The sequence below is a fragment of the Corynebacterium sp. c8Ua_99 genome, assembly GCF_039907185.1.
Classification (GTDB): domain Bacteria; phylum Actinomycetota; class Actinomycetes; order Mycobacteriales; family Mycobacteriaceae; genus Corynebacterium; species Corynebacterium jeikeium_D.
Genome location: NZ_JASBOG010000008.1, coordinates 72,498 through 88,471, shown reverse-complemented (window position 1 = coordinate 88,471; position 15,974 = coordinate 72,498). Strand labels below are relative to the sequence as shown.

Genomic DNA, 15,974 nt, shown 5'->3' with positions numbered 1-15,974 from the left:
CCTTGGCTCCGCGAGGGTGAATCCGGCCTACCTATTAGAGTGAAACTCATGGCGCACCAATTTGACGTTGTTGAATCCGAGATTGTTCTCGAGGCACCTATTCTCGCGGTCCGCCGCGACCAGGTGCGAATGCCGGGTGGGAATATTTCTGCCCGCGAAATCGTGGAGCATTTTGGCGCTGTCGCAGTCGTTGCCGCAGATGAGGATAACCGCCTCTACCTGCTGAATCAGTGGCGGCAGGCGGCGGGGAAGCGTCTGGTGGAATTGCCGGCCGGGCTTCTCGACGTTGCGGACGAAGACCCTCTGGAGGCCGCCAAGCGCGAGCTGGTCGAGGAAGCCGGGCTGGAAGCCGAGTCCTGGTCCCTACTTACCGATATGTTCAGCTCACCCGGCTTCGCAGAGGAAGCGGTTCGGATCTACCTGGCCAGGGGTCTCCGTGCCGTCGATAAGCCGGAAGCCCACGATGAGGAAGCAGACATGACTGCGTCGTGGATCGGCGTCGAGGAGGCGGTGGTGATGGCGATGGGCGGCGAGATTTCCAACGGCATTGCGCTGTCGGGTGTGCTTCTGGCGGGGCAGGTGCTGTTGCATGGTGCCACGCCGCGCTCGGTCGCGGAGCCGTTCGACATTCGACCGACCGCCCTGGCGAAGCGCCGGACGGAGCAGCTCGGCGCCGGAGCGGACCTGAAACGCATCCGATGAGTTCGATCGATCCGCTTGTCGACGCCTTCGTCACCTACCTCGCGGTGGAAAAGGGCCTGTCGGCGAATACGCTCGCCAGTTATAAGCGCGACTTGGAAAAGTACCGCACATACCTGCGGGAGATCGGGCGCACGGAATTGGCGCAGGTCACCGAGCAGGATGTGTCAGAGTTCCTGGCGTATCTCGCGCGGGGAGATAAGTCGGCGGGCAGGCCGGCACTGGCCCCGACCTCGGTGACACGGTCGCTGTCGGCTGTGCGGAGCTTCCACAAGTTTGCGGTGGGTGAGGGCGCGTTGGAGGTGGATGTCGCCAAGCGAGTGGCGCCGCCGAATCAGCCCTCGCGGTATCCGAAGGCACTCAGCATTGATGAGGTCACCCGGCTGATCGAGTCCATCCCCGACGACGACACCGCTGACGTGACGGATTTGCGCAACCGTGCACTGGTGGAGTTTCTGTACTCGACAGGTGCGCGAGTTTCGGAAGTCACCGGTCTGGATATCGATGACGTGGACCGCGAAACCAATCTGGTGCTTCTGCGCGGCAAGGGTGGCAAGGAGCGCATCGTGCCTGTGGGATCGCCGGCCATGGCGGCACTGGATGCGTGGCTGACACGCGGTCGGCCGAGCTGGGTGCGGGCGAACTCCGGGCCGGCGCTGTTTATCAACTCGCTGGGACGCAGGCTGTCTCGGCAGTCGGCGGGGAATACACTGGCGGAGCTGGGTGAGCGTGCCGGGCTGAGCGTGAAAATTTCCCCGCACACCTTGCGCCACAGTTTCGGCACGCACCTCATTGAAGGTGGTGCCGATGTGCGCGTAGTCCAAGAGCTGCTCGGACACGCCTCCGTGACGACGACCCAGATTTACACCATGATTACCGCGGAGAATATGCGACGAGTCTGGGCGGGGGCTCACCCACGGGCTGAATACTCGCGGTAATATGCGGCGGTAGTATGTAGCGCTACTACGTGGCGGTAATATATGGCGGTATTACGTGGCGGTATTACGTGGCGCAGTAGAATTGATGAGAAATCTTCAAGGAAGAGGGATTGACTGTGGCTGAAGAAGGGTTGTTTGAGGCCGATCGAGTTGAACTCGGTCTCACCGGTCGTCCGGCACGTGAGCTGCCGGAACCCGCACCCCTGACCAGTCACGGCCCCGCGGTCATCCTGGCAATGTGTAACCAGAAGGGCGGCGTGGGTAAAACCACCTCGACCATCAACCTGGGCGCAGCACTGGCGGAGTTCGGTCGTAAAGTCCTGCTCGTTGACTTGGATCCGCAAGGCGCACTATCCGCCGGTCTCGGTGTCCCGCATGAGGAACTTGACCTGACCGTCTACAACCTCATCGTCGACGACACCACCGATGTCCGCGACGTCATCCACCACACCAAGGTTTCCGGCCTGGATCTCGTCCCGGCCAACATTGACCTGTCGGCGGCGGAAATCCAGCTTGTCAACGAAGTCGGCCGCGAACAGGCCTTGGGGCGCGCACTGCGCCCAGTGATGAATGACTACGACTTCATCATCATTGACTGCCAGCCATCGCTGGGTCTGCTGACCGTCAATGCGCTGACCATCGCCGAGGGCGTCATCATCCCGATGGTGGCGGAGTACTTCTCGCTGCGCGGCCTGGCACTGCTCACCGACACGGTGGCCAAGGTCCGTGACCGCCTGAACTTCAACTTGGAGGTCTCCGGCATTTTGGTGACCATGTTTGACCGCCGCACTCGCCACGCCAAGGAAGTCATGGAACGCCTCATCGAGGTCTTCGGTGACAAGGTTTTCGATACGGTCATCACCCGTACCGTCCGCTTCCCGGAAACCTCTGTCGCTGGCGAGCCCATCACCACCTGGGCGCCGAACACCCCAGCTGCGGCACAGTACCGCAACCTGGCCCGCGAGGTCATCGAGCGCAAAGGCCGCAAATAATAGGTGACTTCTCCGGATAGTTACACTCCCGAACCGTCGTCAAGCGAGGGCGTGCAGGAAGAAATCACCGGCTTCCGCGTCGCACTCGCGAACTTCAGCGGCCCCTTCGACCTGCTACTGCAGCTGATCAGCAGCAAAAAGATGGACGTCACCGAAGTCGCGCTGGCGGCGGTCACAGACGAGTTCATCGCATACACGCGCAGCCTCGACGCAGTCAGTGACCTCGACGAAATCACCGAATTCCTCGTCGTGGCAGCGACGCTGCTCGACCTCAAAACCGCACGGCTCCTACCGCGTGGCGACGTCGACAGCGAAGAAGACCTCGAACTGCTAGAAGCGCGCGACCTGCTATTCGCCCGACTGCTGCAGTACCAGGCGTATGGCAAGGTTGCCGACCAATTCGAAGAGTGGCAGAAGACCGCGCCGCGGCGCTATCCGCGAGCTGTGGGGCCGGACAAGCAGTTCGAGGAACTGCTGCCGCCCGTGCGCCTGGGCATGACGCTCGGGGAGTTTGCCGAGTTTGCGGCCGTCGTAATGCGGCCAAAGCCCCCGGAGGAAGTCGGTGTTGGGCACATCCACGGCGTGCCCGTGTCCGTGCCGGAACAGGCGGGCAAGATTCTGGACTCGCTGCGGCTGGCAGGCGAGGGGACTTGGCTGACTTTTACGCAGCTGACATCGGAGTGCCGCGTGTCCATGGAGGTCGTCGGGCGGTTCCTCGCGCTGCTGGAGCTCTACCGTGCCAAGGCGATCGGTGTGGAGCAGGAGGAGGCGCTGGAGGAAATCCACGTGGCCTGGACCGGGCTGGACGTGGATCCGGCCGTCGTGGCGGCGGCGAACTGGGAGTAGGTGGCTGGGGCTGGCTGTTGGGGCTGGCGTTGCGGCTTGGCTTGGTCGGGCGTGGGCTTGGTCGGGCTGGCGCTAACAGCTGATTAGCGCCCGGCCAATTAGCGCCCGGCGCGGGAGGTTGCGTAATCTGACGCGCATGAGCGAAACCAGTTCCGGACCATCCGAGCAGGCCGTGGAGCCCGCGTCTGCTTCTTCGGCGCAGTTGCCGCCCATTGACCCGTTGCGAGCAGGCGTGGAGTCGATTCTGCTGGTAGTCGATACGCCGGTGGCGGCGGAGGATATGGCGCGGGCGCTGGACGTTTCCGCAAGTGATGTCCGTGACGTGCTTCGCGAGATCGAGTACGAATACCGTGCACGACGCAGCGGCATTGAGCTGCGTGAAACGGATGAGGGCTGGCGGTTTTACACAGCTCCCGCCCACGCCAGCGCGGTCGAGCGATTCTTGCTGGATGGCTCGCAGTCGAAGCTCTCACGTGCAGCTATGGAGACGCTGGCAGTAGTGGCTTACCGACAGCCGGCCACGCGTGCGCAGGTCTCCGGTGTGCGCGGTGTCAATGTTGATGGTGTGATGCGCACGCTGGTCGCGCGCGGTCTGATTGCGGAGTCCGGAGAGGACCCGGCAACCGGTGCGCATTTGTACGTTACGACGACGCTGTTCCTGGAGCTTTTGGGGATTGATTCGCTGGACCAGCTGCCTGATTTGGCTCCGCTGCTGCCTGAAGTCGACTTGATCGACGAGCCGTTGGACTAGGTGGGGTTCTGGGGCGGTTGGACAGGGGGCCTAGCTGGGCCGCGGGGCTGCGGGGCTGCGGGGCTCGCTCCATCGGCTAACCCACTTCACGACACGCGTGTCACCTCATGCCACCTCCACAGCTGCCACGAGGTGACGTGGGTGTCGTGAAGTCGCATTCCGGGCTGGGTATGCTGCTCGCTACAGCTCACTGCGAGCCTTTGCACCCACCACACCCACACCGCACACCACACCCACCACACGCATTGTGGATAACTCCCGAAAACTGCAAACTATCCACAGTCGATGCCAAATCGATGCCTCCTGAGTCTCCGTGTGAGCCCAAAAATGAGAACGTAGCACTCGCAAGCACTCGCAAACACTCACAAACCCACAAACACTCACATCACCACCCACCAACCAGCAGTTGCCTGGACCTCAGGAGCGCAATCCGATGCCGCAGTGGATCTACGACGCCGACGACATCATCCGTACCGGCCAGCAGCGCGAATGCGCCCGCCCCAGCACATTCGCAATTTCCCGAATCGGCCAGCACTCCGACCGAGATCTCCTCCGGCGGGCCAAAAGCGGCAGCCTCCTGTGGCTCGCATACGGCGCGTACGTGCCTGTCGACAGGTGGCTCACCCTAAACAGCACCGAACGTTACATCCTGGAAATCAAAGCGCTCGTCCATCGCGGCACCACCACCGTAGTCACCCGCGATGCCGCCGCTGCTCTCCACGGTTTACCTCTACTCACGCACAACACTCCCATCGCAATCGCCAACTCCGGCCGCACGCGCGGGCAATCGCGAAGCACACCGAATGGCCCGTACCAGCCGCACAAACGCCTCATCCGCGTCTCCGGCCGGATTCTCCCCGAGGACATCGTAGAAATCGATGGCCGCCTCGTCACCGATGTCCCAAAGTCCGTCATCGACGTCTGCCGTTCCCGCACTCCGCACAATGCACTAGTGCTTGCCGACGCCGCCCTCCAGCGCCACACCGACACCGAGGAGCTGTTGGCCACGTTGGCTGCATATCCGCGTGCTCCGGGAAATGCACAGGCCAGGAGATTGTTGGGGCAAGCGACAGCGTCGTCGGAAAGCATTGGGGAATCGCTCACTAAAGAAGCAATCGTCCAGGCGGGGCTAGCTGCTGTCGACGATTCTCGGGCTCCGTTGCTTCAGCAGGTTTCCTTTCGGGATGATCGTGGCTTCATCGCACGCGTGGACTTTTACCTGCCCGAACTTGGGCTGGTCGTCGAGTTCGACGGCCGTATGAAATACACCGACGGTGGAGTCGCGGACACGCAGGTGGCAATCGCAAAGGAGCTGGAGCGCGAAAAGCGCCTGAAGAACCTCGGGTTGAATGTCATCCGGATCGTCTGGTCACAGCTTTTCGACGGCTCCGCCGTAGCCACCTTGCGGCAAGCAGCCGCGGAAATCCGGCGTCACCTAGCAAATGGTGGTAGTTGCTATCGCGGTAACTACGCCTTCGCGCGGCAGCCCATCACGATCACAGGTAAGGCGGCCGAGTTGGCCATGCGTCGCCGACGGGTGTGGAGCAAAGCGGGGCGGCTGTACTAGCTGGCTGGCTCATCGGGCCACCCCAACCTCACTTCACGACACAGGTGTCACCTCATGCCACCTCCACAGCTGCCACGAGGTGACATGGGTGTCGTAAAGTCGCTGAGACTGTCTGTAATCCTTGCGAGAAGCTCCACCACCAACCCCGAACGGCGTTCAAGTCTGGCGCTGTACAGGTATTATGCTTGAGTATCATGACAGCCTCGGAAACCGCCCAGCCGCACACCCCGCCGCCCGCCCAACCACCCGCCCAACCACACACCCGGCCAGCCATCGCCGACCTCGCCCAATTCGACGCCGACCACATCTGGCATCCATACGGCCCCATCCCGTCGCCGGTCGCGCCCAAGCTGGTCGAGTCCGCCGAGGGCGTGAACCTCCACCTCGCCGACGGCCGCACCCTCATCGACGGCATGAGCAGCTGGTGGGCCGCTTGCCACGGCCACTCGCACCCGAAGCTGGTCGCAGCCGCGAAGAAGCAGGCCACCACGATGTCGCATGTCATGTTCGGCGGACTCACGCACCGTCCGGCCATTGAGCTGGCGGAGAAGCTCCTAAAGCTCGCAGGCCCCGGCTTCGATGCCATTTTCTACTCCGACTCGGGTTCGGTCTCCGTCGAAGTGGCGATTAAAATGGCGCTGCAGTACCAGCAGGCCAAAGGCCATCCCGAGCGCACCCGCCTGGCCACTTGGCGCGGCGGCTATCACGGCGACACTCGCGCGCCCATGACCGTCTGCGACCCCGAGGGCGGCATGCATTCGCTGTGGACGGGGCAGTGGACTCCGCAGGTCTTCGCCGACAAACCACCCGCCCGCGGCGCAACCGAGGAGGAACGCGCACGCTATCTCGCGCACTTCGATTCGCTTATCGACGACTCCGTCGCCGGCATCATCATTGAACCGGTAGTCCAAGGCGCTGGTGGCATGCGGTTCCATGACCACGAGCTGCTTGTGGGGCTCCGGAAGCTGTGTGACAAGCACGGGATTCTGCTCATCGCGGATGAGATCGCCACCGGCTTCGGCCGGGCCGGTGACCTGTTCACGACGCAGGCGGCCGGGATTGTGCCGGATATTATGTGTGTCGGCAAGGCGCTGACCGGCGGCTTTATGAGCTTCGCAGCCACCCTCGCCACCGCCGACGTGGCTCGCAACATTTCCAGTGGCGCAGGCGGAGGCATCATGCACGGCCCGACCTTCATGGGCAACCCGTTGGCCTGTGCCGTGGCCTGCGCGCAGCTCGACCTGATTGCAGAGGGGCAGTGGCGTGAGGATGTCCCGCGCATCGAGTCCCGACTCCGCAACCAGCTCCAGCCCCTAGCCAGCAGCGATGCCGTGGCCGATGTGCGGGTTCTTGGCGCAATCGGGGTCGTGGAGATGCAGCGCCCCGTGGACATGGGTCTGGCCACTGCAGCGGCTGTCGATGCCGGGGTGTGGCTGCGGCCATTCGGCAAATTGGTGTACACCATGCCGCCGTACATCAGCACCAATGACGAGGTCGACCGTATCTGCGAGGCCATCGCCGCCATCGTCGCCGCCGAGGAAGAACGCAAGTAGCGCAACCAAAAAGGAGCACCACCCACCATGAGCATCGTCCTTGTCACCGGCACCGGTACCGATATTGGAAAGACCATCGGCACGGCAGCCCTGGCGGCGGCACTTCGCGAGGAGGGAAAGGAGGTGCACGTCGTCAAGCCAATTCAGACTGGTTTTCCGGGCCCAAATGGCGGTGATTTGGACACTGTCGCGGAGCTGACGGGGATTGACAACCTGCATGGTTTCGAGCGTTACCCCGAGCCGATGGCGCCGGTGGCGGCGGCTCAGCGCGCGGGCATGCGCCTGCCGGAGGCTACGGAAATCGCGGAGAAAATCAAGCTTATCGACGGGCCGAACCGCGTTGTCCTCGTGGAGGGCGCGGGCGGCTTGCTGGTGCGACTCGGCGAGGACTGGGCGCTGCCGGAGCTGGCGGTGTTGCTGCCGGGTAGTCAGATGGTGGTCGTGACGCGGTTGGACCTGGGTTGCCTGAACGAGGCGGAGCTCACCGTCGAGGTGGCGCGGGGCCGTGGGGTTAATGTCACGGCGCTGGTGGGCGGTTCGTTGCCGGCGGAGGTCGACCCGATCATTGAGACGAACCTGGAGGAACTGCCGCGCATCACCGGGGTGCCGCTGCTGGGGTCGGTGCAGGCGGGAGCGGGCGCGCTGGACCGGCAGGAGTTTGTGGCGAAAGCTACGCAGTGGCTGCCGGGCGTGCGAGAGTGGGCCGCAGCGCTGTAAAAGACGTTGTAGGTGGAGGCCGCGCGGGACGTCGTTAAGCTGGCGCTTTACTAGAAACGTGCTAAGGTGGCTAGACGACAAGGCGCGAGGCTTTCTCTGTAATTCTCTTTATTAACCTGCTTCCACCGGCCATTTTGGGCCCACGGGGGAGAGAACAGCGTCGCCTGGCGCTGACGTTCTAACAAACAGAACATTCTCCAACGCTTGAAAAGGATGTAGGTCAAGTGGCTAAACCCGCTCGCCGAGAAGGCACACCGGCACACAAGAACCGTAAGAATCAATCCAACCGCGGCTCCACTAACGCCCAGCGCAACCGCAGCCGTCGCGACAGCGGCGCGAAGATGGAGACCTCCAACGTCCACGCGAAGGACATCTACGTATCCAACGCTCGCCCGGCGCGCCACCAGCACGTGGACTCCGACCGCCGCGGCTCGGGCAAGCGCGTGCACAGCGAAGCAGGTGAAGGCGTACGTCTGCAGAAGGTCCTGGCACAGGCAGGCGTGGCGTCGCGTCGTATGGCGGAAAAGCTTATCGACGAAGGCCGCGTCGAGGTCGACGGCAAGATTGTGACGCGGCAGGGCGTGCGGGTGGACCCGAACACGTCTGTGATTCGCGTTGATGGTTCCCGCGTCATCGTCAATGAGGACATGCAGTACTTCGTCCTGAACAAGCCGCGTGGCGTGCAGTCGACCATGCACGATGACATGGGCCGCCCGTGTGTGGGCGACATCATCGGTGAGAAGATCAGCGCTGGTCAGCGACTCTTCCACGTGGGGCGCCTGGATGCGCCCACCGAGGGTCTGCTGCTGCTCACCAACGATGGTGAGCTGGCCAACCGCCTGATGCACCCGAGTTACGAGGTCACCAAGACCTACATGGCCACCGTTGTCGGTGAGGTCGATGCCAAGGTCATGCGTGAGCTGGAAAAGGGCATTGAGCTCGATGATGGCATCGCTAAGGCGGACATGGCGCAGATTATTGACATCTGGCAGGGCCGCTCTATCGTCCGCATCGAGCTGCATGAGGGCCGCAAGCACATCGTGCGCCGAATGCTCAAGACTGCGGGCTTCCCGGTCGAGCGCCTGGTGCGCACTAAGATTCACACTGTCCAGCTGGGCGAGCAGACCCCGGGCGCTCTCCGCGCACTCAACCGCGCTGAGCTGACCTCCCTCTACAACGCGGTGGGGCTGTAAATGGCACTAGTGAAGAAGAACGAAGAAAACCAAGGAGCTGAAGGAGCCCACATGAGCGAGCAGAACACTGACGACATGCTGTTGGTTGCCATCGACGGCCCTTCCGGCACTGGCAAGTCGACTGTCTCCCGGATGGTCGCAACCGAGCTGGGTGCAAAGTACCTGGACACCGGCGCTATGTACCGCGTTGCCACCCTGTGGGTGCTGCGCCAGGGCATCGACCCGACCGACGAGGAAGCCGTGGCCAAGGCGACGGCCGCCCTACCGCTGGAAGTCTCCGATGACCCGAACTCCACTGCGGTCCTCCTCGACGGCGAGGATGTTTCCGGCGAGATTCGCGGCCCGGAGGTCACCCGCAACGTGTCGGCGGTCTCCGCGATTCCGGCCGTGCGCACCAACCTGGTCGCACTCCAGCGTTCGCTGGCCGCATCGGCTGTGCGCTGTGTGGTGGAAGGTCGCGACATCGGCACGGTCGTTCTCCCGGACGTCCCGGCGAAGATTTTCATGACCGCCTCCGCAGAGGTCCGTGCTCGCCGCCGCTACGACCAGGACATCGCCGCTGGTCGTGAGGCCGACTTCGACACCGTGCTTGCCGACGTCATCCGCCGCGATGAACTCGACAGCAACCGTGCGACCTCTCCGCTGAAGCCAGCCGAGGACGCATTCATTCTGGACACCTCTGAGATGGACATTGAAGAGGTCGTGGAAAACGTCCTCGATGTCGTTGAGGCCGGCTACCCGGGGTCCACCATGGACTGGGACGATGTCGACAACGAGGAGTTCGAGGAATCTTACGAGGGCTCTTACGACGGCTCCGAGGACGACACCGCCGGACACCTGGTCGCAAACGTGGAGAGCGAGAACGCGCCGGGCACCGCAGGCAGCCACACCAGCGCAGACGAGTTCATCGACCGCACGATTGCCGACCACGAGACGATCATCTCCGAAGCCATCGAGCGCGCCGAAACCGGCCAGATCGATGACGATGCCGACTGGGAAGAGCTGGAGAACGCTTTCGCAGCGCTTGGCGTGAGCGACGAGGGGGAAGAAGCTCTTCCGACCGTGGCCATTGTGGGACGACCGAATGTTGGTAAGTCCACCATGGTTAACAGGTTCATTGGCCGTCGTGAAGCAGTTGTCGAAGACTTCCCGGGCGTGACCCGCGACCGCATCTCCTACCTGGGTGAATGGGGCGGACGTCGCTTCTGGGTGCAGGACACCGGCGGCTGGGACCCGGATGCCAAGGGTATGCATGCGGCGATTGCTCGTCAGGCGGAGACCGCCATGGAGACCGCCGATGTGATTGTCATGGTCGTTGACACCACCGTCGGCATCACCGCCACGGAAGAGGTCATGGCCCGTCGCCTGCAGCGCGCGGAGCAGCCGGTTATTCTCGCTGCCAACAAGTTTGAGTCGGATTCGCAGCTTGGCGACGTCGCGGAGTTCTGGGCCCTCGGGCTCGGCGAGCCGCACCCAACCTCGGCCCTTCACGGTCGTGGCAATGCCGACGTGATGGACGAAGTGGTGTCCTCCTTCCCGGAGGTGCCGCGTGCGAAGTCGCTGCCGACCGGGCCGCGTCGTGTGGCGCTGGTGGGTAAGCCGAATGTGGGCAAGTCTTCGCTGCTGAACAAGCTCTCCGGTGAAGATCGCGCAGTGGTCAGCGACGTGGCTGGTACCACGGTTGACCCGGTGGACTCGCTGGTGCAGATGGACGAGGCGCTGTGGCGTTTCGTGGATACCGCTGGTATTCGCAAGAAGACCAAGACCGCCAAGGGCCACGAGTTCTACGCGTCGCTGCGTACTCGTTCGACGATTGACAACGCCGAGGTCGTGATCTTCCTGGTCGATGCCTCCGAGCAGATTACCGAGCAGGACCAGCGCGTGCTGCGCATGATTCTCGATTCCGGTCGCGCACTTGTGGTCGCCTACAACAAGTGGGACCTCATGGATGAGGACCGCCGCGATCTGCTCGAGCGCGAAATTGAAGAGCAGCTAGCACATGTGCCGTGGGCTCGTCGGGTGAACATCTCCGCCAAGACTGGTCGCGCTGTGCAGAAGCTGGAGCCGGCAATGTTGGAGGCCGTGGAGTCGTGGGATAAGCGTATCTCCACTGGTCGCCTGAACACTTGGTTGCGTGCGATTATGCAGCAGAACCCGCCACCGCTGCGTGGTGGCCGCCAGCCGCGCGTGTTGTTTGCCACCCAGGCATCCTCGCGCCCGCCGGTGATTGTGCTGTTCACCACCGGGTTCCTGGAGCATGGCTACCGTCGCTTCCTGGAGCGCAAGCTGCGTGAAGAATTCGGTTTCGAGGGCTCGCCGGTGCGCATCGCGGTGCGTGTCCGCGAGAAGAAGAAGCGCCGCTAGGACCTGCTAGGAAGCACCGTCAGGTAGTTCCGTTCAGGCCTGCTAGTCGCTCGAATTGAGCTGAGAAAAGCCCAAAATGTGATTTAGGCAATTGCATTTTGGGCTTTTCGTTGGCATTTTGGAGTTTTAGGAAATTAGCGATAAGGAGAACTGACAATGGTCAGGCGCGGCAATAACCGTGACGGCTCTCAGCACGATGGCCGAGACAACAGCTACGGACGCGATTCCTCAAGCGCATACGGCGATGACTCCGCGACTCGCTACATTCCGCGGGACGAGGGATACCGTGGATACAACCCAGATGCCGACTTCGCGGGCGAGCAGCCGACCGAATACTTCGGTGGCGACTCCTCTGAGACACAATTCCTGCAGCGTGGCGATGAAACACGTTTTGAGAACTCACGAGGCGCTGGTGCCGGCGCCGGGGCGCAAGGCGGTGGCGCAGGCGCAGGTGCACAGGGTAGCGGCCAGTACTGGGCGCCGCTTTCTGAAGAAGAACGCGGCTATGGTCAGGCGGGCCAGCAGGCAGGCGCAACCCAGCAGTACGCCGCAGGTGGCGCAGGCGGTTACGGTGACATGAACAACGGCAACAACCGCGGTAACAGTGGCAATGATGACTCCAAGAAGGGCTGGGGCAAGCCTGTCGCCATCGTGGCCATCGCCGCCATGGTGGCCGTAGTCGCGCTGGTAGCCCTGGTTTTGTCCTTTACTTCCGGAACCGAGGACAAAAACGACAATACGGCGGTGCCGACGCAGGAGACGTCGGCAAGCCCGACGCCGACGACAACCTCGCCGGAAGAAACCACGACAAGCCCGCTGGACCGTGTGGACCCATCGGGCACGATTAATGACACCCGTGAGCGCCTCGAGCAGGAGCTCGACCAACTTCGCGAGTCGCCGCCAGCTATCCCTGGGCCCGGTGAGCGCAGCAGCGGCTGGGGCACCATCCCGCAGGGCGTGGTGGGCAAGAGCCCGGCATCGGTTGAGGTGGAATTGCGTACCAACGGCTACCAGAATGTGACCGTCGTCGACGCCGAGGGCAATCCGACCAACTCTGTGGCTGCGATTATGGGCAAGGTCGCCTCGATCGATCCGCCGGAGGGACAGATGGCGGAGACATCCACGCCTGTGACCATCTACCTGCAGTAATGCCGCAGGAAAGGCAGGGGTCTGGGGCGATTTTCGCCTTCAAACTCCAATGATGTAACCTATAGCTCGTTGCACCTTCGTGCACGCGGGCTGTAGCGCAGTTTGGTAGCGCACCTCACTGGGGGTGAGGGGGTCGTCGGTTCAAATCCGGTCAGCCCGACAAAAATAACCGCCGTCTTCTGGAAGATTCCGGGAGGCGGCGGTTTTGTTTACGGCTATTGCTTAAGGCTTTTGTTTGCCGTCCAGCGCGCGATGCTACTAGCGCACGACAATACCGTCGGAGTCAGCGTAGAGCGTCTCGCCCGGAACGAAGTCGATGCCGCCGAAGGAGACAACGACGTCGCGCTCGCCCTCGCCGGTCTTGGTGGACTTGCGCGGGTTGGTGCCAAGCGCCTTGCAGCCGAAGTCCATCTCGCCAATCAGCTTGGAGTCGCGAATCGCGCCGTTGACGACCACACCAGCCCAGCCATTGTCCTTGCCGAGCCCCGCAATAACGTCACCGACCAGCGCCGTGTGAACAGAAGCGTCACCGTCGATGACAAGCACGCCGCCCTCAGACGGCTCGGACAGGACCTTCTTCAGCAGCGCGTTGTCCTGGAAGCACTTGACCGTGGAGATCTTGCCGCAGAACTCCACGCGACCGCCGAGGTTACGCATCTGAGTATCGCAGGAACGCACGTCCGGGCCGATCTCGTCAACCAGGTCAGCGGTGGGGATGAATTCGATTGCCATAGGGGATTCAAGTCCTTCCGAAAATTGCTCGCATCAAGTGTTAAACCCATTGTTTCAAACTCAAGATGTGACTAAAGACATATGGTGCAAATTCGCTGGCAGCGATTGGTGCTCCGAAGGGCGGTCCAGATTGATTACTCTGGTGAGTCAGAACGCGCCGACAACCACACGTGCGCAGGAAGGGTAGAAGATGGCTGGGTTTAATTGGTTTTGGAAGGCTCTTAGCGGCAAGCAAGGGCGCAACCAAAAACGCAGCGTAGGGCTGGTGGCGCGTGCCGCTGAGCTCGAGCCACAGGTACAGGCGCTTTCCGACGCTGACCTCGCCGACTTCACCCGCCAACACGCCACCGACGCACCGGAGCTTTTAGCCGCGCTCCGCGAAGTTTCCCAGCGCACCCTGTCCATGCGCCCCTTTGATGTGCAGCTGCAGGGCGCACTGGCGCTCATGGAGGGAGACGTTGTCCAGATGGCCACCGGTGAGGGCAAGACTCTCTCCGGCGCCCTGGCTGCAGCCGGTTTCGCGCTGCGCGGCCACCGCGTGCATTCGGTGACCGTCAACGACTACCTCGCAGGCCGCGACGCGCAGTGGATGCAACCGCTGTTCGGGTTCCTAGGGCTCTCGGTGTCGGCTATTTCGCCGCAGGAGGGACCGGGGGAGCGTCGTAAAGCATATGCGGCAGACATCGTCTACGCCGCCGTCAACGAACTCGGCTTCGACGTTCTGCGCGACCGCTGCGCGCCGACCATCGAAGACCGCGTGCAGTCGCCCGCTGATGTCGCGATCATCGACGAGGCCGACTCCGTGTTGGTGGATGAAGCGCTGGTCCCGCTTGTGCTTGCCGGCAATGAGCCGGGCACCGCACCGACCGGACAGATTACCGACGTGGTGCGCCGCCTGCAGCTCGGCGACGACTACACCGTCGACGAAGGTCGTCGCAACGTCTTCCTCACCGATACCGGCGCCGCACGCGTCGAACGGCTGCTTGGCATCGGCTCACTGTACGACGCCGAGCACGTCGGCACCACTCTGGTTCAGGTCAACGTTGCACTGCACGCCCACGAGCTGCTGCAGCGCGATGTCGACTACATCGTGCGCGACGGCAAGGTCCAGCTCATCGACGCTTCGAAGGGACGCGTGGCGGAACTGCAGCGCTGGCCGGACGGTCTACAGGCGGCGGTAGAAGCCAAGGAGGGCCTGCAGGTCTCTGAGGGCGGTCGCATCCTCGACTCCATGACCATCCAGCAACTCGTCGGCCGCTATGACATCACCTGCGGCATGACCGGCACCGCCACCTCCGCAGGAGACCAGTTCCGCGAGTTCTACGGACTTCACGTCTCCGTCATCGAACCCAACGTCCCATGCATTCGTGACGACGAGCCCGACCGCATCTACGCCACCACCGACGACGCGTTCGCCGCGCTTGTCGACGAGGTCGTGGAACTCAACGGCACTGGTCGACCAATACTCGTAGGCACCCGTGACGTGGCGGAATCGGAACGACTAGCCGATGCGCTGGTCCTGCGCGGCATCGAATCCTCGGTGCTGAACGCGAAAAATGACGAGCTGGAGGCCCAGGTCATCGCCAATGCTGGCGATATTGGCCGTGTCACGGTGTCCACTCAGATGGCCGGGCGAGGAACCGACATCCGTCTCGGCGGGGCAGATGAATCCAACCGCGATGCGGTCGTTGAGCGCGGTGGACTATGCGTCATTGGCCTGGGGAAGCACCGCACTGACCGACTGGACAATCAGCTGCGTGGCCGCGCCGGGCGCCAGGGCGATCCGGGCTCGTCGGTGTTCTTTGTCTCCCTGGATGATCCGGTGATTTCCGAGGGCGCTGCTGGCGAGACGCTGAGCGTGCTTCCCGAGGACGATGGCCGCGTCCGGGATAAGAGGGCCTATCAGTTCATCGACCGCGCACAGCGAGTGACAGAGGCGACCATGCTGTCGATTCATGCGACGACATGGAAGTACAACAAGCTCATCGGTGACCAGCGCGAGATTCTGGATGAGCGCAGGGAGAAACTGCTGACTACTAATGCTGCCTGGGAAGAACTGTCCAAGTTGGCATCGGCGCGGGCGAGGGAAGTCGAAGCCGCAGCCGGGCGCGATGTCGCCGAGGATGCTGCCCGGGAAATCATGCTGAGCCACCTGGATCGCGGATGGTCAGACCACCTGGCGGATCTGGATGACCTTCGGGAGTCGATTCACCTGCGCGCGCTGGCTAAGGAAAGCCCCATTGATGAGTTCCACCGCGCCGCCATCGGCGCCTTTAAGAGCCTGGTGAACAATGCCGTTACCGAGTCGGTGCAGACCTTCCAAGAGGTCGAAATCGACAGCGAAGGCGCACATCTAGAGGACACGGGTCTTGCTCGCCCGAGCTCGACGTGGACGTACATGGTCAACGACAACCCCTTGAGCAATGGTGGCGGCTCGGTCGTCGGCTCAATTGCAGCGATGTTTAGGTAAGCC

The 15,974-nt window shown here is 62.7% G+C and carries 13 protein-coding genes and 1 tRNA gene; 13 read left to right on the top strand and 1 reads right to left on the bottom strand.

Annotated features, from left to right (window positions below):
* The first annotated feature begins 48 nt into the window (after positions 1-48).
* From QKE19_RS06360 to QKE19_RS06305, 12 genes are all read left to right on the top strand, one after another.
* Positions 49-702, top strand: coding sequence for an NUDIX hydrolase (locus QKE19_RS06360; protein ID WP_347890616.1), 654 nt, complete (start codon positions 49-51; stop codon positions 700-702).
* The gene (locus tag QKE19_RS06355; protein ID WP_347890615.1) at positions 699-1,637 is read left to right on the top strand and encodes a site-specific tyrosine recombinase XerD; all 939 of its coding nucleotides are present in this window, start codon (positions 699-701) and stop codon (positions 1,635-1,637) included. The genes QKE19_RS06360 and QKE19_RS06355 overlap by 4 nt, the downstream gene beginning before the upstream one ends.
* A 116-nt stretch (positions 1,638-1,753) precedes the next feature.
* The gene (locus QKE19_RS06350; protein WP_088611556.1) at positions 1,754-2,629 is read left to right on the top strand and encodes a ParA family protein; all 876 of its coding nucleotides are present in this window, start codon (positions 1,754-1,756) and stop codon (positions 2,627-2,629) included.
* A gap of 3 nt (positions 2,630-2,632) precedes the next feature.
* A complete protein-coding gene (locus QKE19_RS06345; protein WP_181895337.1) occupies positions 2,633-3,475 on the top strand; it encodes a ScpA family protein in 843 nt (280 codons plus the stop codon).
* A 136-nt stretch (positions 3,476-3,611) separates the two neighbouring features.
* Entirely contained in the window at positions 3,612-4,226 is a 615-nt protein-coding gene (scpB, locus tag QKE19_RS06340; protein ID WP_049170455.1) for an SMC-Scp complex subunit ScpB, read from the top strand.
* A gap of 433 nt (positions 4,227-4,659) precedes the next feature.
* Complete coding sequence (locus QKE19_RS06335) at positions 4,660-5,793, top strand: hypothetical protein (protein WP_347890614.1); 1,134 nt, start codon at positions 4,660-4,662, stop codon at positions 5,791-5,793.
* 194 nt (positions 5,794-5,987) lie between these two features.
* Entirely contained in the window at positions 5,988-7,346 is a 1,359-nt protein-coding gene (locus QKE19_RS06330; RefSeq protein WP_347890613.1) for an adenosylmethionine--8-amino-7-oxononanoate transaminase, read from the top strand.
* 27 nt (positions 7,347-7,373) lie between these two features.
* Positions 7,374-8,063, top strand: a complete 690-nt coding sequence (gene bioD / locus QKE19_RS06325) for a dethiobiotin synthase (RefSeq protein WP_347890612.1) — start codon at positions 7,374-7,376, stop codon at positions 8,061-8,063.
* A gap of 341 nt (positions 8,064-8,404) precedes the next feature.
* Complete coding sequence (locus tag QKE19_RS06320; protein ID WP_049189972.1) at positions 8,405-9,256, top strand: pseudouridine synthase; 852 nt, start codon at positions 8,405-8,407, stop codon at positions 9,254-9,256.
* Positions 9,257-9,307: 51 nt separating this feature from the next.
* The gene (gene der, locus QKE19_RS06315; protein WP_347890611.1) at positions 9,308-11,620 is read left to right on the top strand and encodes a bifunctional cytidylate kinase/GTPase Der; all 2,313 of its coding nucleotides are present in this window, start codon (positions 9,308-9,310) and stop codon (positions 11,618-11,620) included.
* 156 nt (positions 11,621-11,776) lie between these two features.
* Positions 11,777-12,769 carry a hypothetical protein gene (locus tag QKE19_RS06310; RefSeq protein WP_347890610.1) on the top strand — a complete coding sequence of 331 codons (993 nt, stop codon included), beginning with the start codon at positions 11,777-11,779 and terminating at the stop codon, positions 12,767-12,769.
* An 86-nt stretch (positions 12,770-12,855) separates the two neighbouring features.
* Positions 12,856-12,929, top strand: a tRNA-Pro gene (locus tag QKE19_RS06305).
* A gap of 98 nt (positions 12,930-13,027) precedes the next feature.
* Here the strand turns inward: QKE19_RS06305 and rraA are convergent.
* Complete coding sequence (rraA, locus tag QKE19_RS06300; RefSeq protein WP_016422839.1) at positions 13,028-13,501, bottom strand: ribonuclease E activity regulator RraA; 474 nt, start codon at positions 13,499-13,501, stop codon at positions 13,028-13,030.
* 190 nt (positions 13,502-13,691) lie between these two features.
* Between rraA and secA2 the strand changes: the two genes are divergently transcribed.
* Positions 13,692-15,971, top strand: a complete 2,280-nt coding sequence (gene secA2 / locus QKE19_RS06295) for an accessory Sec system translocase SecA2 (protein ID WP_070549322.1) — start codon at positions 13,692-13,694, stop codon at positions 15,969-15,971.
* The last annotated feature ends 3 nt before the right edge of the window (positions 15,972-15,974 follow it).